This is a genomic window from Bacillus sp. ISL-39 (genome assembly GCF_018613295.1).
Lineage (GTDB): Bacteria > Bacillota > Bacilli > Bacillales > Cytobacillaceae > Mesobacillus.
In genome coordinates this window covers 495,809-515,315 of the sequence record NZ_JAGGQM010000002.1, presented here as the reverse complement: position 1 = coordinate 515,315, position 19,507 = coordinate 495,809, and the positions used below count along the sequence as shown (strand labels likewise).

Below are 19,507 nucleotides of genomic sequence, written 5' to 3'. Positions count from 1 at the left end.
TAAATTCTCGTAGCGGAGCAGGGTTTTAATTGAAATAAAGCAGGAAGGCGATGGAACCATGAGTTTTTTTAAGAAATTAAAAGAAAAGTTCACGACACAGACTGAGACTGTCACAGAGAAATTTAAAGATGGCTTGACCAAAACAAGGGATAACTTCTCCAATAAAGTAAATGACCTTGTTTCGCGCTATCGTAAAGTAGATGAGGAATTTTTCGAAGAGCTTGAAGAAATTTTGATTCAGGCAGACGTTGGCTTTGAAACAGTAATGGAATTAATCGAGGAGCTGAAAAAAGAGGTCAAGCGCCGAAACATCCAGGACACAAAAGAAGTCCAGGGGGTTATCTCCGAGAAGCTCGTTGAGATCTATGAGAACGGGTCTGATGATGACTCTTTCCAGCTCAACATTCAGGAAGACGAGTTGACAGTCATTTTGTTCGTAGGTGTCAATGGTGTCGGCAAAACTACAACCATCGGCAAATTAGCCCATAAATTCAAGAATGAAGGGAAGAATGTCCTGCTTGCTGCAGGAGATACATTCCGTGCAGGTGCAATCGAGCAGCTTGAAGTCTGGGGTGAGCGCGTTGGTGTCGATGTCATCAAGCAGGCTGAAGGGTCTGATCCGGCAGCTGTCATGTATGATGCCGTCCAGTCTGCGAAGTCAAGAAAGGCTGATATCCTGATCTGTGATACAGCCGGCAGATTGCAAAACAAGGTAAACCTAATGAAAGAGCTTGAAAAGGTAAAGCGTGTCATAGAACGTGAGGTGCCGGGAGCTCCTCATGAAGTACTTCTAGTGCTTGATGCCACTACTGGACAGAACGCGTTGATCCAGGCTAAAACATTCAAAGAAGCAACTGACGTAAGCGGTATTGTCCTTACAAAACTTGATGGAACGGCTAAGGGCGGAATTGTACTTGCAATCCGCAATGAGCTGAACATTCCGGTAAAATTTGTAGGGCTGGGAGAAAAAATGGATGACCTTCAGGAATTTGATGCTGAAAGGTATGTTTATGGACTGTTTGCTGACCTGATCGAGGAAGAGGAAGCTGCGGAAGAATCTTGATATACCAGCAAATTGGTGTAAAGAACTTTTCTTGACAGGGAAGATGATCGTGTGTAAACTCTTAATGTAAAGGTATTTCACTTAACATGGGGGAATCGAAATGCTTGAGAAAACGAACCGCATGAATTATTTGTATGACTTTTATCAGGCATTGCTGACTCCAAAACAAAGCAGTTATATGGCTTTATACTATCTTGATGACTATTCCCTCGGGGAGATTGCTGAAGAGTATGATGTTAGCCGGCAGGCTGTATACGACAACATCAAACGTACGGAAGCGATGCTCGAGGAGTATGAAAAGAAGCTGTTGTTGTTCGAAAAATTCCAGAGAAGAATCGAGCTGATTTCTAAAATGAAAGAGCTTGCGGGCAATGAAGAGAACAGCCGTACTTTAATTGAAATGATAGCCGAGCTTGAGAAATTAGACTAGGGAGGCACATGATATGGCATTTGAAGGATTGGCCGACCGACTGCAAAATACGATGCAAAAGATCCGCGGAAAAGGCAAGGTCTCCGAAGCGGATGTAAAAGAAATGATGCGAGAGGTCCGTCTGGCTCTTCTAGAGGCTGACGTTAACTTTAAAGTTGTTAAAGACTTTGTCAAAAAAGTCACTGAAAGGGCAATCGGCCAAGAAGTTGTTAAGAGTCTGACTCCAGGACAGCAGGTCATTAAGGTTGTTAAAGAAGAACTTACCGAGCTGATGGGCGGAGAGCAAAGCAAGATCGCTGCCTCCAATCGACCGCCGACAGTCATCATGATGGTCGGACTTCAAGGTGCAGGTAAGACAACTACAACTGGAAAGCTTGCCAATCTTCTGCGCAAAAAATATAACCGAAAGCCTTTGCTTGTAGCGGCGGATATCTATCGTCCTGCTGCCATCAAGCAGCTGGAAACGCTTGGCAAGCAATTGAGCATGCCGGTTTTCTCACTTGGAGACCAGGTCAGCCCAGTTGAAATCGCTAAGCAGGCAATTGCCAAGGCGAAGGAAGACCACAATGATTATGTCCTGATCGATACTGCGGGCCGTCTTCATGTGGACGAAAACTTGATGGATGAGCTTAAGCAGATCAAAGAGCTTTCAAAGCCAGATGAAATCTTCCTTGTCGTCGATGCGATGACAGGTCAGGATGCCGTCAATGTTGCCCAGAGCTTCAATGAACAGCTAGGCTTGACTGGTGTCGTCCTGACAAAGCTTGACGGTGATACACGAGGTGGTGCCGCGCTGTCAATCCGCGCTGTTACCAATACTCCTATCAAGTTTGTTGGTCTTGGTGAAAAGCTTGATGCTCTCGAAGCATTCCACCCAGAAAGGATGGCTTCAAGGATCCTGGGCATGGGTGACGTCCTGACGCTGATTGAAAAAGCTCAGGCAAACGTCGATGAAGAAAAAGCGAAAGAGCTCGAGAAAAAAATGCGCACAGCATCATTTACCCTTGATGACTTCCTGGACCAGCTTGGTCAGGTGAAGAAGATGGGGCCATTGGATGAAATCCTGAAAATGATGCCGGGTGCGAATAAGATCAAGGGCATGAACAATCTTCAAATCGATGAGAAGCAAATCTCGCATGTTGAGGCGATCATTCAGTCAATGACGGCCAACGAAAAGACTCATCCGGAAATCATCAACGCCAACAGGCGGAAACGGATCGCGAAGGGTAGCGGTACATCCATCCAGGAAGTTAACCGCCTGCTCAAGCAATTCGAAGACATGAAAAAGATGATGAAGCAGATGACGAACATGCAGCAAAAAGGCAAGAAAAAGGGCGGTTTCAAGATGCCGTTCAACCCTTTTTAACTTGTAATTTCAGGTATTTTCAGTCTGTAAAGAAAAAACCCTTTACAAGCTGTTTTCAATTTGGTATTATTCTATCTTGTGTGAAACTATTCGGAGGTGCTTATTTAAAATGGCAGTAAAAATTCGTTTAAAGCGTATGGGAGCTAAAAAGTCTCCTTTCTATCGTATCGTAGTAGCTGATTCACGTTCACCACGTGACGGCCGTTTCATCGAGTCTGTAGGAACTTACAACCCGGTTGAACAACCAGCAAAGGTTGAACTTAACGAAGAGTTGGTTCTTAAGTGGTTGAACGACGGTGCAAAACCATCTGATACAGTGCGTAACTTGTTCTCTAAGCAAGGTATCATGGAAAAATTCCACAACTCAAAGCTTAGCAAGTAATTGTGGACATGCCCATGAAAGAATTAATCGAGACGATCGTGAAGCCACTTGTTGATTTTCCTGAAGATGTCCATGTAAATGAACATGAAGAGGATCAGCGCGTTACCTATAAGCTTTCCGTTAACAAAAGTGATATGGGCAAAGTAATTGGTAAGCAGGGACGCGTTGCAAAGGCGATTCGAACAGTAGTCTATGCAGCAGGCTCATCACAGCAAAAGAAGATTTTCTTGGAAATCGTCGAATAACAATCATCTGCGCAAGCAGGGTATAGAAAATTCTATAGTTGATTGTACTAAAAAGGGAGGGGTAACCCTCCTTTTTTCTATTTCCAGAGAATTAAGGTATAATGAATTACCGTAGAGCACAGAGTTATATTGGTGTCCGGGCAGATTTAGTTAACGACTTATTCATTAGAGCGAGTGATTCAATAGGAGAATGAGTTATTGCAACATGAAAGAGAATACTAGGATAGAAAATGTGTCTCAATACGGGTTATTGGAACACAAAATCAAAGGGCTGGTCGAAAAAGGTGTCTTAATACAGGTAATTGGAACACGAAACTAGATGACCGTTTGAAAAAAGTGTCTTAATACAGGTAATTGGAACACGAAACTAGATGACCGTTTGAAAAAAGTGTCTCAATACGGGTTATTGGAACACAAAATCAAATGGCTGGTCGAAAAAAGTGTCTCAATACAGGTAATTGGAACACGAAACTAGATGTCCGTTTGAAAAAAGTGTCTTAATACGGGTTATTGGAACACGAAACCAAATGGCTGGTCGAAAAAAGTGTCTCAATAAAGCCTGTATGAACACGAAACCAAAATAACCGTTCTAAGAAGAACGAAAATGGTGCCCCAATAACTTCATGCTTCTTAATAAACCGAGTGTCCGGAACAAGTCATAAGGATAAAAGCATTGGCGCAGCCATAAAGGAAAATGCTTTGCCAGCTTGGCTTTAAGGAGGAAATGCTTTGAAGGTACTGCAAACAATCGTTGTCAAACAGGTACTGACAGAAGAGAGCAAGGAAAGAATCCACCAAAAATATCACTCCAGAAAGCTCCAGCTGCAGAAGGAATGCGATCAATTGAGATTTGAATTGAAGAAGCTCGAAAAATCCAGGAAGTTTCCGCCTGAAACATTGAAGAAGCATTTTGAGCAAGAAATTAAAGTCCATAAAGAAAAAATCAAGCTCCTGGATTTTCAAATAGAACAACTACATATTCTTCCGCTTGGGAGTGAAATTAAAGAAACGGAGCTGCAAGGGATTGTCGAGGTTGGTGTTGGCGACCAATGGGATGAGTTTCTTTCAGGAAAGACTATTATTGTGAAAGATGGTATCGTGGCCGAAATACGCGAGAGGTGATTGGATAATGGAAAAGTATTTTAATGTCGGAAAGATTGTTAATACACATGGCATCCGCGGGGAAGTTAGAGTGATATCAAGGACTGACTTTCCGGAGGAACGGTATAAGATAGGGAATACTCTATTCTTATTCATGCCCGGTTCAAAGGAGCCGGAGGAATTGGTAGTGAAAAGCCATAGGACCCATAAGAATTTCAACCTGCTGACATTTGAAGGCTTCGACAATGTCAATCAGGTAGAGAAAATGAAGGGCGGCATCCTTAAGGTTCCAGAGACACAGCGCGGCATCCTTGCGGAAGGCGAATTTTATTTCCAGGATATTATTGGCTGCAACATGGTAACGACTGACGGTGAAGAACTTGGCAAGGTAATTGAAATCCTCACTCCGGGTGCCAATGACGTCTGGGTTGTTAAGGGAGCAAATGGCAAGGAACTCCTGATTCCATATATCGAGGACATCGTGAAAAAGGTAAACATCAAGGAAAAGATTATTGAAATTGAGCCAATGGAAGGGCTGCTTTCATGATAAACATCGATGTCCTGTCTATTTTTCCAGAAATGTTTGAGGGTGTGTTTGGCTCTTCAATCTTGAAAAAGGCTGCTGAAAAAGGAGCTGCCGGGTACAATGTCGTCAATTTCCGTGACTTTGCCGATAACAAGCACCAGACAGTGGATGACTATCCATATGGCGGCGGTGCTGGCATGGTGTTAAAGCCTCAGCCGATTTTCGATGCCGTATCCAATTTAAAGGAGCGCGCAAAAAGCACTTCCCCAAGGGTAATCCTTATGTGCCCTCAGGGTGAACGGTATACGCAGAGGAAAGCGGAAGAGCTGGCAAAGGAAGATCATTTGATTTTTATTTGCGGCCATTATGAGGGGTATGATGAGCGAATTCGGGAACATGTCATCACTGACGAGATTTCAATCGGAGATTATGTCCTGACCGGCGGGGAGCTTGGCGCGATGGTTGTCATCGACAGTGTCGTGCGCCTGCTTCCAGGTGTACTTGGCAGCGAAGAGTCCCATATCCAGGATTCTTTCAGCACTGGTCTGCTTGAGCACCCCCATTATACAAGACCGGCAGACTTCCGCGGATTGAAGGTCCCGGATGTTCTGGTCTCTGGCAACCATAAGTTGATCGATGAGTGGCGGACAAAGGAGAGCTTAAGAAGAACCCTGCAGCGCAGGCCAGATCTTTTTGATGAGGCAGAGCTGACAGAACAGCAAAAAAAATGGCTTGATGAACTGATAAAAATGATTGAATAATATTGCAGTCAGGCCCTGTTTATGTTAAGATACTTCTTGTGGCTAAAAGCAAACGTGCTGAATGCCACTTATAACAATGTTCCGCTGCAATGAAAGTGTGCAAGAGCATTCGTGGGAGGAGTTGAATACGATGCAACAATTAATCGAAGAAATCACAAAAGCACAACTTCGCACTGATCTTCCATCTTTCCGTCCTGGTGACACTGTACGTGTACACGTTAAGGTTGTTGAAGGAACTCGCGAACGTATCCAGTTGTTTGAAGGTGTAGTGATTAAGCGTCGTGGCGGTGGAATCAGCGAAACTTTTACAGTACGTAAAGTTTCTTACGGAGTAGGCGTAGAGCGTACTTTCCCTGTTCACACACCAAAAATTGCGAAGCTTGAAGTTATCCGCCGCGGTAAAGTCCGCCGTGCGAAACTTTACTACCTGCGTAACCTGCGTGGTAAGAAAGCTCGTATCAAAGAAATTCGATAAGAATGAATGTCAAAAAGGAGCTTGCCTAGCCAAGCTCCTTTTTCATTCAGTTTCTTTTCCTGGCGAAATGCTAATAAAATGAAACCGCATATGGGCTCTTTTCAAGGAGCGTTTAAATTAGTGTGGCATACATACTCGTAAAAACCAGGTGCCGGTTTTTACTTTGGTCGTACCTAGAACAAAGTTTTCGAAAAAGAGCTTTATTAAATTTATTTTAAAAAATTATCGCCCATCGTGTTTATCTTGTCTGACTTATGTAAAATAAAGTTATGTACTCAAACAACATTTATATCGGAATGGTGGGAAAAGAATGGCCGAGAAAAAGAAGAATGAACTATGGGAATGGACGAAGGCACTCCTGATTGCTGTCGTGCTGGCAGCAGTTATTCGATACTTTTTATTTGCTCCAATAGTGGTAGACGGATTATCCATGATGCCTACGCTCCATGACCAGGACCGGATGATCGTTAACAAGCTCAGCTATAAAATTGGGGAGCCAGAAAGATTCGATATCATCGTCTTTCATGCACCCGAGAACAAAGATTACATAAAAAGAGTAATCGGCCTTCCAGGCGATAAAGTAGAATATAAAAATGATACGCTGTATGTGAATGGGAAAGCATACGAAGAACCATACTTGGAAGAATATAAAGAACAAGTGATTGATGGACCGCTGACAGATCCATTCACACTGGAAGAGAAGATCGGCAGGGAGACTGTTCCTGAAGGCCATCTTTTCGTCATGGGCGATAATCGCCGTTTCAGCAAGGATAGCCGCCACATTGGCACTGTACCATTTGATGAGGTGCTGGGCAAGACTAGCATCATCTACTGGCCAATTGAGGATATACGTACGATAGACTAGGGAATAATAGCACTCCAAAAGGCATACGAAAGTTTACATAATAGATGGGAGGTGACTGCTTTGACGATCCAATGGTTTCCAGGCCATATGGCGAAGGCTCGCAGAGAGGTCACGGAAAAATTAAAGCTCGTGGATGTCATTTATGAATTGGTGGATGCGCGGATCCCGTATTCGTCCAGAAATCCTATGATTGATGAAATCATACAGCACAAACCAAGAATCGTTTTACTGAATAAAGCGGATATGGCCGATAAAGCTGTTACAGAACAATGGCTGCGGTATTACCGTAAAAAAGGTATCACGGCTCTTGCGATCAACTCTCAGGCCGGTACTGGGCTTAAGCAAATCGTCCAGGAGTCCAAGGTCCTCCTGAAGGACAAGTTTGACCGCCTGAAGTCAAAAGGGGTCAATCCGAGGGCAATTCGGGCGATGATTGTCGGAATCCCTAACGCTGGGAAATCGACGCTGATCAACAGGCTTGCCGGAAAAAATATTGCCCAGACCGGTAACAGGCCTGGCGTCACAAAATCACAGCAATGGATCAAAGTGGGCAAGGAGCTGGAACTGCTCGATACTCCGGGAATTCTTTGGCCGAAGTTTGAGGACCAGGAAGTAGGTGCAAAGCTTGCAGTAACAGGAGCAATCAAGGATACAATCCTTAATCTTCAGGATTTGGCCGTATATGCTTTAAGATTCCTGGAAAAGCATTATCCAGAACGCCTCCAGGAGAGATATAAGCTTTCCGAGCTCCCCGAGGAGATTGTGGAGCTCTTTGATCAGATTGGCGATTTCCGCGGCTGCAGGATGCCCGGGGGATACGTTGATTATGACAAAGTCGCAGAGCTTGTGATCAGGGAAATACGAACAGAAAAACTAGGTCCGCTATCCTTTGAACGACCTGAGGATTTAAACTCTGTGGATGAGATAGAAAGTTAAACCCCAAAAATAAAGGTCCTGAGCTCAGGGCCTTTATTTTTGGTTTAAACTGCCGATACATAATAAAGAAGTATTTTAGGAGAAAATTTTCATGGAGAAATATACAATTGGTGAAATTGAACATCAGCTATTCGGGGAAGAGGAAATAAACAAGGAATTCCTGAAAAGCTTAAAAAAAGACAGCCGCAAAGGCGTGCAAAAACTTGTCTTAAAATGGGAAAAACAGGAAGAGTTGAAGAAGCAAGTCCATGAGCAATTCATCAACATGACTTCCTTTGAAAGGAAATACCGATCCGAAGGTTTCCGGAATATTGCTGGAATCGATGAGGCCGGACGGGGACCGTTAGCCGGGCCAGTCGTTGCAGGTGCCGTCATCCTGCCGGAGAGTTTTTATCTTCCAGGTCTCAATGATTCTAAAAAACTGTCAGAATCAAAAAGGGATGAATATTTTGAGGTCATCATGGCTGAAGCTCTTGCTGTCGGAGTCGGAATAATCAGTGCCGGGGAGATAGATGAAATCAATATTCTCCAGGCCAGCAAAAAAGCGATGCTTACTGCTGTCAACCAATTAGGGGTCACTCCCGATTATTTATTGATAGATGCCGTAAAGCTGGACACACCTTATCCGTATGAAGCATTGATTAAAGGTGATTCCAGAAGCATATCCATCGCGGCAGCTTCCATTATTGCCAAAGTAACAAGGGACAGGCTGATGAAAGAACTAAGTTTGGATTATCCCCAATATGGATTCGGGGCAAATATGGGGTATGGAACCGCTGAACACTTGAATGCCCTCAGAGAGTATGGTGTGACGGAGCACCACAGGAAGACTTTCGCTCCTGTAAGAGAGTGCATTCAGTAAAACTTGCAAAGCAGGTGGACCATGGAAACTGGAGCGCTTCAAGGCCTATTTAACCAGAAAACAACACAACAAATAACAACAGCTGAATTCCGGCCCGGACAAATTATCAATGGAAAAATCCTGAAGCTGTACCCTGAGCAGGTAGCTGAAGTGCAGATCGGGAACCAAAAAATGATTGCCCAATTAGAAGCGCCATTGTCAGCAAATCAACGTTATTGGTTCCAGGTACAGCCTGGAGATGGGAAGGTCCATTTAAAGGTGATTGGTTCAGGTACTGAGGATAAGGGCCAGCCGGGAAGCCTGGCAAAGATCCTTGGAGAATTTTCAATCCAGCCGACAAAGGAAAACATTGAGCTGGTACGCTTTTTTATTAAGGAGCAGCTACCGGTAAACCGTGAACTTTTAAAGCAGGCATCAGAGTGGTTAAGTTCGGTGGATTCACGCAGTGCCGGCCAGGATGCCATGAAGTTGATCCTGACGAGGGGCATTCCAGTTACACAGGCGGCGTTTGAGGCCGTGTATACCACCACAAAAGAACAATCACTTGTCCTCTTGATGGACAAGCTTGAAAAGGCCTTAGATCCAGCGTTGAATTCAGATGCAGGTGCAAGTCTCAAAAAACTACTGAATGAAATGCTTCCGTCCAATAAAATACTGACTTCTGAAGCAGCCCTGAATAATTTAGCAGCAATCTGGCTTAAACAGGACGGCAAGGAGAGTCAAGGTGCTCTCGAACTGCTAAAACAGCTTGGGGCGATTAGTTCAAGAGGCAGTGAAAGCCTTGTTTTGCAACAGATGCTTGCGAAGCTTCAAAGCTATGGCACATCCGGAGATGAACTTCCAGAAGGGCTGAATTATGTTAAAAATATCATTACCCATATTAACAATGGAGAAAGGTCCTTAGCCATACAAATGATTTCAAGCTTGATTCCTGAAAAAAACCTTTCTGTCAATGAGCTTGTAGAATCACTTAAAATGCTATTCTACCGAGCGCCGGGAAAAGAATCGGAGTTTCAGCAAGGACTCCAGGCTTTCAAACAGATATTGTCGATGGTGAGTGATGGAGAATCTCTGTCCATCCTGCTGGGAGGAAAGGATGGGTGGAGACAAGCTGGAATGGACATGCTTAAGGCCGCGGGCCAGCCTCAATCTGGCAATTTAACAGGCTTGCATGCACAGCTGCTTTCAGAAGCAATCAGCAAGGCAGAACAGCCACCGCCACTGCAGGAAGCAGGCACGGCGCTGCTCGCTGATACGAAGATAAAAAAATTCCTGTCATCACTTGGCCTGTCTTACGAATACCAGCTTGGCGAAGTTTTAAAAGATGGAGAGACTGGCAGGGCACAAGTATCGGAGACACTTAAATCCCTGGTGCTTCGCCTATTGAACGAGAATCCCCCACCTGCTGTCAAAGAGGCTTCAGAGCTGCTTTTGAACAAACTAACAGGGTTCCAGCTGCTTTCGCAGGAAGCTGGACCGATCCAGCAGCTTGTCGTGCAAATCCCCTTTGTATTAGGTGAAAAAATGACAGAGCTTACAATGCAATGGAGCGGAAAAAAAACCAGCGATGGAAAAATAGACGCTGATTTTTGCCGTGTACTCTTTTACCTAAAGCTTGAAAATCTAAATGATCTAATTGTTGATATGCAAGTGCAGAATCGCGTCATGAGTGTCCAGATTTTCAACGAAAATGCAGCACTGAAAAAAATGTCAGAACAAATGATGCCGGTGTTGAAATCAAAATTAGCGGAAATTAATTATCATTTGTCCTCGGTTCATTTCCATGTCCCTGGAAAATCACAGTCAGGGAAAAACCAGCGCAGTCTGTCCGACTTTTACAGCCAAAAAGAATATAGCGGAGTGGATATTAAAATATGAAACCACCAAAGCATACAAGGAAATCAGCAGTTGCCCTGGGATATAATGCTGGAAGTATGGACGCACCCAAAGTGATGGCGAAGGGGAAAGGAATCCTGGCTGAACAAATCATAGAAAAGGCGAAGGACCATGATATTCCCATCCAGGAAGATCCATCACTAGTTGAAGTGTTGAGTCAGCTTGAATTAAATGAGCGGATACCAGAGGAGCTATATCAAGCAGTAGCCGAAGTATTTTCCTTTGTCTATCATTTGGATAAACAAGCAGGAAAACAAAAATAATAATATCACAAACCAGAATATCCAGTATAGTTTTTTTAGCGTGTTTTTTCATAGCAAAAGCCGGGAAATACAGTCTTTCCGGCTTTTTGTCTGGGCAGGTATTTGCCCGGATGTTTTTTTGCAATATTTATAACGGGGAAATATTTAAATCATAATGGTAGACAATCAATATTTCATTATATAAAATGAAAGCGCAGTCTATTTTTTAAAAATTTAAATGAATTATATTTTCTACTTAGGAAATTGTATTTTCAGGTTTCTGGAAATATTGAGTTTTCCTAATAGATAGGAGGATGGGAAATGAATGTCCATGAGTATCAAGGAAAAGAAATCCTCAGAAAATATGGGGTAAAAGTACCGAATGGAAAGGTTGCTTTTACAGTCGATGAAGCTGTTGAAGCAGCTAAAGAGCTTGGGTCATCAGTAGTTGTCGTAAAAGCCCAAATCCATGCTGGCGGAAGGGGTAAAGCCGGCGGTGTCAAGGTTGCAAAGAACCTTGATGAAGTACGTACATATGCATCTGAGATTCTGGGCAAGACGCTGGTTACTCACCAGACTGGTCCGGAAGGCAAGGAAGTAAAACGCCTGTTGATTGAGGAAGGCTGTGACATCAAGAAGGAGTACTATATAGGCCTTGTGCTTGACCGTGCTACTTCACGTGTTGTCCTGATGGCTTCTGAAGAAGGCGGAACGGAGATCGAAGAGGTTGCTGAAGCAACTCCTGAAAAAATCTTCAAAGAAGAAATCGATCCTGTATTAGGCCTTATGCCATACCAGGCTCGCCGTATCGCTTTCAACATCAACATCCCTAAAGAACTAGTCAGCCAGGCTGTAAAGTTCATGATGGGCTTATATAACGCTTATGTCGAAAAGGATTGCTCAATCGCTGAAATCAACCCATTGGTTGTGACTGGTGACGGACAGGTAATGGCACTTGACGCTAAGTTGAACTTTGATTCAAACGCGCTATACCGCCAGAAGGATGTCCTTGAGTACCGCGACCTTGAAGAAGAAGATCCAAAAGAAATCGAAGCATCGAAGTATGACCTGAGCTATATTTCTTTAGATGGAAACATTGGCTGCATGGTTAACGGTGCCGGTCTTGCGATGGCAACGATGGATATCGTGAAGCATTATGGCGGAGACCCTGCAAACTTCCTTGATGTTGGGGGCGGCGCTACTGCTGAGAAAGTAACGGAAGCATTCAAAATCATCCTTTCAGATCCTAACGTAAAAGGAATCTTTGTTAATATCTTCGGCGGCATCATGAAGTGTGATGTAATCGCTACTGGTGTCGTGGAAGCTGCCAAGCAGGTTGGACTTGAGGTTCCGCTTGTCGTTCGCCTTGAAGGTACGAACGTTGATCTTGGAAAACAGATTCTTAATGAGTCTGGCTTGAATATCATTGCTGCTGAATCAATGGCAGACGGCGCTGAAAAAATCGTTTCATTAGTTAAGTAGGATCGAAAGGAGAGAATTTGACGTGAGCGTATTCATTAATAAAGATACAAAGGTCATTGTTCAAGGGATTACGGGTTCTACTGCCCTTTTCCATACAAAACAAATGCTTGAATATGGTACAAAAATTGTTGGAGGAACATCTCCAGGCAAGGGCGGTACAGAAGTTGAAGGCGTGCCTGTATTCAATACTGTACATGAAGCTGTTGATGCAACAGGTGCTAATGCGTCTGTAATCTATGTTCCGGCTCCATTTGCTGCGGATGCGATCGTTGAAGCTGTTGATGCCGAGCTTGATTTGGCAATCTGTATCACTGAGCATATTCCGGTATTGGATATGGTAAAGGTGAAGCGTTACATGGAAGGCAAGAAGACTCGCCTTGTAGGACCTAACTGCCCGGGTGTCATCACTCCTGATGAGTGCAAGATTGGAATCATGCCTGGATATATCCATACAAAAGGCCATGTCGGCGTTGTATCACGTTCTGGAACGTTGACTTACGAAGCAGTACACCAATTAACACAAGCTGGAATCGGACAGTCTACAGCTGTAGGTATCGGCGGAGACCCAGTTAACGGAACAAACTTCATCGATGTCCTGAAGGCATTCAATGAAGATCCGGACACATATGCGGTTATCATGATCGGTGAAATCGGCGGTACAGCTGAAGAAGAAGCAGCTGAATGGGTCAAGGCAAACATGACTAAGCCTGTTGTCGGCTTCATCGGCGGAAGAACTGCACCTCCTGGAAAGCGCATGGGCCATGCTGGTGCGATCATTTCAGGCGGAAAGGGTACAGCAGACGAAAAGATCCGTGTAATGAACGAGTGCGGCATCCAGGTTGCTGAAACGCCATCCGTAATGGGTGAAACTCTGATCAAGGTTTTGAAGGAACAAGACCTTTACGATCAGTGCAAAACACACTAGAATATAAAACCAGACAGTCCCTCCCTACAGAGGGGCTGTTTATTAATCCCAGGGGGAAGCAAATGGATGAATTGAAAATGAAACTAATCCGTCTTGTCCATAGCAGAAATGCGAGTTGGAAAACTATTTATTCTGCACTTAAAGCAAATACTGTACTAGCTGATTATAATACTTCAATGTATTCCTCTATCAATCCTCAAGCGCAACAAGTCAACAGAGACCATCAATTTATTTCCATCGATAAACTGCTCAATGACTACACCTCAAAGAAAATTCACCTGATCACTATTTTTGACCCCGAATATCCTATTAAGCTTAAGACAATCTATCAGCCACCCTGGATTCTCTTTGCCAGGGGAGATTTATCTTTGTTAAAGAACCCGATGAGCCTTGCTGTTGTTGGTTCAAGGAACGCCTCATCATATGGCATAGAAGCGATCGATTATTTATTTCCCTCATTAATAGAGAAGAACATACAGATTGTAAGTGGTCTTGCAAGGGGGATCGATGCCCATGCTCATAAAGCAGCCATAAAACTGGGCGGGAAAACAATAGGTGTCATAGCTGGAGGATTTAACAATCTTTATCCTAAGGAAAATGTTAAATTGGCAGAGTACATGATGGAAAAACAACTCGTACTGTCCGAATATCCACCAGCAACAATCCCGGCGAAATGGCAATTTCCGATGCGAAACAGGATTATCAGCGGTCTTTCAGGGGGGACACTTGTTATTGAAGCAAGAAAAAAGAGCGGCTCACTGATTACAGCGGATTTTGCATTGAATGAGGGCAGGGATGTTTTTGCTGTCCCTGGAAGTATTTTGACTCCTGATTCCGATGGAGTCCATTATTTAATCCAGCAAGGAGCTAAACTGGTCAAATGTTCTGAGGATATTTTAGAGGAACTTGGTATGTAATGGGGGATAATCGTATAAAATGCAAAAAAAGCCAATTTTAAATTTTTTAAGTATGAGGTTTATCAAAGAGAGAGACGGACAAAGAATGATATAGTGCTAGGCTGCAGCAATAATTGTAAAGGATGGATATGATAGAAAAAGTAAGAAAAAGTTTCGGAAATATACAATTTCAGCAAGTTATTTTTATATTTGAATGAAATTTTACATCAAAAAGGTTGAAATAATTTTCAATCTAGTATACATTTTGCATCAGGTATTTTAAAATTTCTAAAAGAGATGAAACCGTTTACTTACAATGGTTGATTTGACAACTTTAGGATAACTTGATAATAATTAATGTAATTTTATACCTCTAAGGAGGACAATTGGATGTCGGATTTTTTAGTCATCGTTGAATCGCCTGCAAAGGCAAAGACGATTGAGCGTTACCTGGGAAAAAAATATAAAGTGAAAGCCTCTATGGGGCATTTGATAGATTTGCCTAAGAGCCAGATGGGAATCGATACAGAAAATAATTATAATCCTAAGTACATTACGATCAGAGGCAAGGGGCCCGTACTGAAGGAATTGAAAACTGCCGCTAAAAAGGCAAAGAAAGTCTACCTCGCGGCTGACCCCGACAGAGAAGGGGAAGCGATTGCCTGGCATTTGGCCAACAGTCTCGACGTGGATGTCCATTCGGACTGCAGGGTTGTATTCAATGAAATTACAAAGGATGCCATCAAGGAATCTTTTAAACATCCACGGGCAATCAATATGGACCTCGTAGATGCCCAGCAGGCACGCCGAGCTCTGGACAGACTAGTAGGATATAATATCAGCCCGCTGCTTTGGAAGAAGGTCAAGAAGGGACTGAGTGCAGGGCGAGTGCAATCAGTTGCTTTAAGGATGATCATTGACCGTGAGAAGGAAATCGCTGCGTTTGTTCCAGAAGAATATTGGACAATCGGTGCTGAATTCCTGAAAGGCAAAAATTCATTTGAAGCTTCTTTTTATGGAATTGGCAAAGTAAAAGCTGAGTTGAAATCTGAAGAAGATGTCAAAAATATCCTTAAGCAAGTGAAGGGGAATAAATTCACTGTTGAGTCGGTGACGAAGAAAGAACGAAAGCGTAATCCTGCACCGCCTTTCATCACTTCTTCATTGCAGCAGGAGGCAGCCCGAAAGCTCAACTTCAGAGCCAAAAAGACAATGATGCTTGCCCAGCAGCTTTATGAAGGAATCGATCTCGGAAAAGAAGGAACAGTCGGTTTGATTACGTATATGAGAACGGACTCCACGCGAATTTCTGAAGTTGCACAAGGAGAAGCAAGGGAATATATCACAAGTGAGTATGGAGAAAATTTCATACAGACAGAGGCCAGGAAAGAGAAGAAGCAATCCAATGCTCAAGATGCTCACGAAGCAATCCGGCCAACCAGCACAATGAAGGTTCCTGAGAAGATAAAGGAATTCCTCTCAAGGGATCAGTACAGGCTTTATAAACTTATTTGGGAACGGTTCGTCGCAAGCCAGATGGCTCCTGCGATCATGGATACGATGAGCGTTGATTTGAAGAATGGAGAGGTTACTTTCCGCGCGACAGGCTCAAAGGTCAAATTCCCGGGGTTCATGAAGGTTTATGTAGAAGGTTCGGATGACCAGGTGGAAGAAAAGGATAAGTTCCTTCCTGACCTGAGGGAAGGTGACGAGGTCACGAAGAAAGAGATCGAACCGAAGCAGCACTTTACCCAGCCTCCTCCAAGATACACAGAAGCAAGGCTTGTCAGGACGCTAGAGGAAATGGGGATTGGCCGACCATCAACATATGCGCCAACACTGGATACAATCCAGAAGAGAGGCTATGTATCACTTGATAATAAACGGTTCGTGCCGACTGAGCTTGGTGAAGTAATCCATGAGCTGATGCTGGAATTCTTCCCGGAAATCCTGGATCTCGAGTTCACCGCCAAAATGGAGCAGAACCTCGATAATATTGAAGATGGAAAAATCCATTGGGTCAACGTCATTGACGAATTTTACCGTGATTTTGAAAAGCATCTCCAAGTAGCAGAAAAGGAAATGCAGGAAATCGAAATCAAGGATGAACCCGCCGGAGAAGATTGTGATCAATGCGGTTCCGCTATGGTATTTAAAATGGGCCGTTACGGCAAATTCATGGCCTGCAGTAATTTCCCGGAATGCAGGAATACGAAGGCGATCGTTAAGGAAATCGGGGTTAAATGCCCCAAATGTGAAGAAGGCAATATCATTGAGCGCAAGAGCAAAAAACGCCGGATTTTTTACGGCTGCGACCGTTTCCCGGAGTGCGATTTCCTATCATGGGATAAACCACTTGCAAGGAAATGCCCTAAATGCGAAAATATGCTAGTTGAAAAGAAGCTCAAAAAGGGTGTTCAGGTTCAGTGTACGGAATGCGACTATAAAGAGGAACCACAAAGCTAGAGTGAGCCAATGGCTCACTCTTTATCTTTGTAAAGGTGTTACCGGGGCTGACCAAGACGCTTCCGCTTTTCTTTTTTGAAACTTTTTTCTTTTCTTTTCGTAAATGTAAGTGCAAAATGATACAAGTATCAGGGTAAAGTAAATAAGGTTGAGTATATAATAGAAGCTTTATGTCAAGGCAAGTGTTATAATAATTATTTTGAAAAGGCTGATGCTTTTACTTTGCCTGTTTAGATATGGATCAGACAAGGCAATTGGATTTTCAACAAACAATATTTCTAATAGCTACTGGAGGAAATTGAAATGACTGAAGCTACTGTAAATGTCGTTGGTGCCGGTTTGGCCGGAAGTGAAGCTGCATGGCAGCTTGCTGAAAGAGGCATCAAGGTGAACTTATACGAGATGAGACCGGTTAAACAGACCCCGGCACACCATACTGATAAATTCGCTGAGCTGGTTTGCAGCAACTCTTTGAGAGCTAATACTTTAACTAACGCTGTTGGTGTTCTAAAGGAAGAAATGAGGAACATGAATTCTGTCATCATCTCAGCAGCGGACGCATGTGCTGTTCCGGCAGGGGGAGCTTTGGCAGTAGACCGGCACGAGTTCGCTGCGCATGTAACAAGCCGCGTGAAGGAACATCCCAATGTTACAGTATTTAATGAAGAAATCACTGAAATTCCCCAAGGTCCAACCATTATTGCGACGGGGCCACTGACAAGCCAGGCGCTTTCCCAGCAGCTTAAGGAGCTGACAGGGGAAGAATATCTATATTTTTATGACGCGGCAGCCCCAATTATCGAGAAAGACAGCATCGACATGGACAAGGTCTATCTTAAATCCCGATATGACAAAGGCGAAGCAGCTTATCTAAATTGTCCGATGACAGAGGAGGAATTTGACCGTTTTTATGAAGCGTTGATTTCTGCTGAAACAGTTCCTCTTAAGGAATTTGAAAAAGAGATCTTTTTTGAGGGTTGTATGCCAATAGAGGTCATGGGTCAAAGAGGAAGAAAGACAATGCTTTTCGGACCGATGAAGCCGGTTGGGCTCGAGGACCCTAGAACTGGAAAACGCCCTTATGCAGTCGTACAGCTCCGCCAGGATGATGCAGCTGGAACACTTTATAATATTGTGGGCTTCCAGACTCATTTGAAATGGGGACCACAAAAGGAAGTAATTCAACTGATTCCAGGACTGGAAAACGCTGAAATCGTCCGTTACGGTGTCATGCATCGTAATACCTTTATCAACTCACCTAAGGTATTAAAAGCAACATATCAATTCAGGAATAGAGAAGACTTATTCTTTGCGGGACAAATGACAGGTGTTGAAGGTTATGTTGAATCAGCGGCAAGCGGACTGATTGCTGGAATTAATGCTGCCCGTCTTGTAAATGGTGATGAGCCAGTGGAATTCCCTCATGAAACAGCAATGGGCAGCATGGCCAGGTATATAACAACGACTAACGCGAAAAACTTCCAGCCTATGAATGCAAACTTCGGGCTTTTCCCTGATCTTCCCGAAAGAATCAAGGCTAAGCAGGAACGCAATGAGAAGCATGCTTCCAGAGCACTGGAAACAATTCAGAAATTTGTGAAAAATTTGTAATTTCTATTGCTAGGGCTATATAAATATGATACTATTTAGTAGCCCTTGTGAGGTGACAAGATGGAAGCAAATGTGAACAATTCTTTAAACTTATTTATTGAATATTTACAAATTGAAAAAAATTACTCACAATATACAATTGAACATTATCAACATGATATTAGGGAATTTTTTTTGTTCATGTCTGAACAAGGCCTGACCAGCCTGGATGAAGTTGAGTATGCTGATACAAGGATTTACCTGACAAAATTATTTGACCAGCAGCTTTCCAGGAAGTCAGTCGCCCGAAGGATTTCGTGTATGCGCAGCTTTTACAAGTTCTTGCTTCGTGAAAAAATAGCCGGGGATAACCCATTTTCCCTCGTATCCATCCCGAAACTGGAAAAACGGCTGCCAGACTTTTTTTATGAAGAGGAACTTTCCCAGCTATTTAAAGTTTGTGAAACCGAAACCGCGATCGGAAAGAGGAACAAAGCCCTTTTGGAACTGCTTTACGCTACAGGAATCCGTGTAGGTGAGTGCTGTAAAATCATTCTGAAGGATATAGATTTATCTCTTTCTACAGTTTTAATCCATGGAAAAAGGAAAAAGGATAGATATGTGCCTTTCGGAAGTTTTGCTCAGGATGCGATTGAAGACTACATAAAAAATGGAAGACCAGACCTTCTGAAGGATAAGGACGATCATGGCCATTTATTTGTAAATTTCCGTGGCGGCCCTCTTACGGACAGAGGAATCAGGGAAATTTTGAATAAACTGATTGAAAAGTCTGCCCTGACAGGGAAAATCCATCCCCATAAACTGCGCCATTCTTTCGCTACACATATGATGAGCAATGGAGCAGACATGAGGACAGTACAGGAACTAATGGGTCATGCATTCCTGTCTTCAACGCAAGTATATACCCATGTTACGAAAGAGCACTTGCGCAATATTTATATGTCACATCATCCGAGGGCGTAAGCCAAAAGGAGGAC

General features: G+C 43.4%; 20 protein-coding genes. All 20 read left to right on the top strand.

Going from position 1 to position 19,507, the window contains the following annotated elements:
• Positions 1 to 58 precede the first annotated feature (58 nt).
• The 20 genes from ftsY to xerC all read left to right on the top strand — a co-directional run bounded on the left by ftsY (position 59) and on the right by xerC (position 19,493).
• Entirely contained in the window at positions 59 to 1,063 is a 1,005-nt protein-coding gene (ftsY, locus tag J7E37_RS04390) for a signal recognition particle-docking protein FtsY (protein WP_214777212.1), read from the top strand.
• A 100-nt stretch (positions 1,064 to 1,163) separates the two neighbouring features.
• On the top strand, positions 1,164 to 1,493 hold the full coding sequence (locus J7E37_RS04385; protein ID WP_215022678.1) for a putative DNA-binding protein: 330 nt from the start codon (positions 1,164 to 1,166) through the stop codon (positions 1,491 to 1,493).
• 13 nt (positions 1,494 to 1,506) lie between these two features.
• Positions 1,507 to 2,859 (top strand): signal recognition particle protein, encoded by a 1,353-nt coding sequence (gene ffh / locus J7E37_RS04380; RefSeq protein ID WP_214777208.1) that lies wholly within the window; start codon positions 1,507 to 1,509, stop codon positions 2,857 to 2,859.
• 109 nt (positions 2,860 to 2,968) lie between these two features.
• Positions 2,969 to 3,241 (top strand): 30S ribosomal protein S16, encoded by a 273-nt coding sequence (gene rpsP, locus J7E37_RS04375; protein ID WP_215022677.1) that lies wholly within the window; start codon positions 2,969 to 2,971, stop codon positions 3,239 to 3,241.
• Positions 3,242 to 3,255: 14 nt separating this feature from the next.
• Positions 3,256 to 3,486 (top strand): KH domain-containing protein, encoded by a 231-nt coding sequence (locus tag J7E37_RS04370; RefSeq protein ID WP_023614919.1) that lies wholly within the window; start codon positions 3,256 to 3,258, stop codon positions 3,484 to 3,486.
• 729 nt (positions 3,487 to 4,215) lie between these two features.
• A complete protein-coding gene (locus tag J7E37_RS04365) occupies positions 4,216 to 4,608 on the top strand; it encodes a YlqD family protein (protein WP_214777205.1) in 393 nt (130 codons plus the stop codon).
• A 7-nt stretch (positions 4,609 to 4,615) separates the two neighbouring features.
• Positions 4,616 to 5,134 carry a ribosome maturation factor RimM gene (rimM, locus tag J7E37_RS04360; RefSeq protein WP_215022675.1) on the top strand — a complete coding sequence of 173 codons (519 nt, stop codon included), beginning with the start codon at positions 4,616 to 4,618 and terminating at the stop codon, positions 5,132 to 5,134.
• The gene (gene trmD, locus J7E37_RS04355; RefSeq protein WP_251009435.1) at positions 5,131 to 5,874 is read left to right on the top strand and encodes a tRNA (guanosine(37)-N1)-methyltransferase TrmD; all 744 of its coding nucleotides are present in this window, start codon (positions 5,131 to 5,133) and stop codon (positions 5,872 to 5,874) included. The genes rimM and trmD overlap by 4 nt, the downstream gene beginning before the upstream one ends.
• A 130-nt stretch (positions 5,875 to 6,004) precedes the next feature.
• Positions 6,005 to 6,349, top strand: coding sequence for a 50S ribosomal protein L19 (gene rplS / locus J7E37_RS04350; RefSeq protein WP_079508409.1), 345 nt, complete (start codon positions 6,005 to 6,007; stop codon positions 6,347 to 6,349).
• Between the two features lie 310 nt (positions 6,350 to 6,659).
• Positions 6,660 to 7,214 (top strand): signal peptidase I, encoded by a 555-nt coding sequence (gene lepB, locus J7E37_RS04345; protein ID WP_214777201.1) that lies wholly within the window; start codon positions 6,660 to 6,662, stop codon positions 7,212 to 7,214.
• A 60-nt stretch (positions 7,215 to 7,274) separates the two neighbouring features.
• Positions 7,275 to 8,150, top strand: a complete 876-nt coding sequence (gene ylqF, locus J7E37_RS04340) for a ribosome biogenesis GTPase YlqF (protein ID WP_214777199.1) — start codon at positions 7,275 to 7,277, stop codon at positions 8,148 to 8,150.
• A 91-nt stretch (positions 8,151 to 8,241) separates the two neighbouring features.
• A complete protein-coding gene (locus J7E37_RS04335; RefSeq protein WP_214777197.1) occupies positions 8,242 to 9,012 on the top strand; it encodes a ribonuclease HII in 771 nt (256 codons plus the stop codon).
• A 21-nt stretch (positions 9,013 to 9,033) separates the two neighbouring features.
• Positions 9,034 to 10,890 (top strand): hypothetical protein, encoded by a 1,857-nt coding sequence (locus tag J7E37_RS04330; RefSeq protein ID WP_214777194.1) that lies wholly within the window; start codon positions 9,034 to 9,036, stop codon positions 10,888 to 10,890.
• Positions 10,887 to 11,171: an EscU/YscU/HrcU family type III secretion system export apparatus switch protein gene (locus J7E37_RS04325; protein WP_214777192.1), complete on the top strand. Its 285-nt coding sequence runs from the start codon at positions 10,887 to 10,889 to the stop codon at positions 11,169 to 11,171. The genes J7E37_RS04330 and J7E37_RS04325 overlap by 4 nt, the downstream gene beginning before the upstream one ends.
• A gap of 300 nt (positions 11,172 to 11,471) precedes the next feature.
• The gene (gene sucC / locus J7E37_RS04320; RefSeq protein WP_214777190.1) at positions 11,472 to 12,632 is read left to right on the top strand and encodes an ADP-forming succinate--CoA ligase subunit beta; all 1,161 of its coding nucleotides are present in this window, start codon (positions 11,472 to 11,474) and stop codon (positions 12,630 to 12,632) included.
• A 22-nt stretch (positions 12,633 to 12,654) separates the two neighbouring features.
• Positions 12,655 to 13,557 (top strand): succinate--CoA ligase subunit alpha, encoded by a 903-nt coding sequence (gene sucD, locus J7E37_RS04315; protein WP_215022673.1) that lies wholly within the window; start codon positions 12,655 to 12,657, stop codon positions 13,555 to 13,557.
• Between the two features lie 62 nt (positions 13,558 to 13,619).
• On the top strand, positions 13,620 to 14,474 hold the full coding sequence (dprA, locus tag J7E37_RS04310; protein WP_214777188.1) for a DNA-processing protein DprA: 855 nt from the start codon (positions 13,620 to 13,622) through the stop codon (positions 14,472 to 14,474).
• 369 nt (positions 14,475 to 14,843) lie between these two features.
• A complete protein-coding gene (topA, locus tag J7E37_RS04305) occupies positions 14,844 to 16,919 on the top strand; it encodes a type I DNA topoisomerase (RefSeq protein ID WP_214777187.1) in 2,076 nt (691 codons plus the stop codon).
• A 303-nt stretch (positions 16,920 to 17,222) separates the two neighbouring features.
• Complete coding sequence (gene trmFO / locus J7E37_RS04300; RefSeq protein ID WP_214777186.1) at positions 17,223 to 18,530, top strand: FADH(2)-oxidizing methylenetetrahydrofolate--tRNA-(uracil(54)-C(5))-methyltransferase TrmFO; 1,308 nt, start codon at positions 17,223 to 17,225, stop codon at positions 18,528 to 18,530.
• A gap of 60 nt (positions 18,531 to 18,590) precedes the next feature.
• A complete protein-coding gene (gene xerC / locus J7E37_RS04295; RefSeq protein WP_215022671.1) occupies positions 18,591 to 19,493 on the top strand; it encodes a tyrosine recombinase XerC in 903 nt (300 codons plus the stop codon).
• The last annotated feature ends 14 nt before the right edge of the window (positions 19,494 to 19,507 follow it).

Excerpts from the sequence above, each read along its gene's own strand:
- ftsY (WP_214777212.1), top strand. The coding sequence starts at position 59 with ATGAGTTTTTTTAAGAAATTAAAAGAAAAGTTCACGACACAGACTGAG.
- J7E37_RS04385 (WP_215022678.1), top strand. The coding sequence starts at position 1,164 with ATGCTTGAGAAAACGAACCGCATGAATTATTTGTATGACTTTTATCAG.
- ffh (WP_214777208.1), top strand. The coding sequence starts at position 1,507 with ATGGCATTTGAAGGATTGGCCGACCGACTGCAAAATACGATGCAAAAG.
- rpsP (WP_215022677.1), top strand. The coding sequence starts at position 2,969 with ATGGCAGTAAAAATTCGTTTAAAGCGTATGGGAGCTAAAAAGTCTCCT.
- J7E37_RS04370 (WP_023614919.1), top strand. The coding sequence starts at position 3,256 with ATGAAAGAATTAATCGAGACGATCGTGAAGCCACTTGTTGATTTTCCT.
- rimM (WP_215022675.1), top strand. The coding sequence starts at position 4,616 with ATGGAAAAGTATTTTAATGTCGGAAAGATTGTTAATACACATGGCATC.
- trmD (WP_251009435.1), top strand. The coding sequence starts at position 5,131 with ATGATAAACATCGATGTCCTGTCTATTTTTCCAGAAATGTTTGAGGGT.
- rplS (WP_079508409.1), top strand. The coding sequence starts at position 6,005 with ATGCAACAATTAATCGAAGAAATCACAAAAGCACAACTTCGCACTGAT.
- lepB (WP_214777201.1), top strand. The coding sequence starts at position 6,660 with ATGGCCGAGAAAAAGAAGAATGAACTATGGGAATGGACGAAGGCACTC.
- J7E37_RS04335 (WP_214777197.1), top strand. The coding sequence starts at position 8,242 with ATGGAGAAATATACAATTGGTGAAATTGAACATCAGCTATTCGGGGAA.
- J7E37_RS04330 (WP_214777194.1), top strand. The coding sequence starts at position 9,034 with ATGGAAACTGGAGCGCTTCAAGGCCTATTTAACCAGAAAACAACACAA.
- J7E37_RS04325 (WP_214777192.1), top strand. The coding sequence starts at position 10,887 with ATGAAACCACCAAAGCATACAAGGAAATCAGCAGTTGCCCTGGGATAT.
- sucC (WP_214777190.1), top strand. The coding sequence starts at position 11,472 with ATGAATGTCCATGAGTATCAAGGAAAAGAAATCCTCAGAAAATATGGG.
- dprA (WP_214777188.1), top strand. The coding sequence starts at position 13,620 with ATGGATGAATTGAAAATGAAACTAATCCGTCTTGTCCATAGCAGAAAT.
- topA (WP_214777187.1), top strand. The coding sequence starts at position 14,844 with ATGTCGGATTTTTTAGTCATCGTTGAATCGCCTGCAAAGGCAAAGACG.
- trmFO (WP_214777186.1), top strand. The coding sequence starts at position 17,223 with ATGACTGAAGCTACTGTAAATGTCGTTGGTGCCGGTTTGGCCGGAAGT.
- xerC (WP_215022671.1), top strand. The coding sequence starts at position 18,591 with ATGGAAGCAAATGTGAACAATTCTTTAAACTTATTTATTGAATATTTA.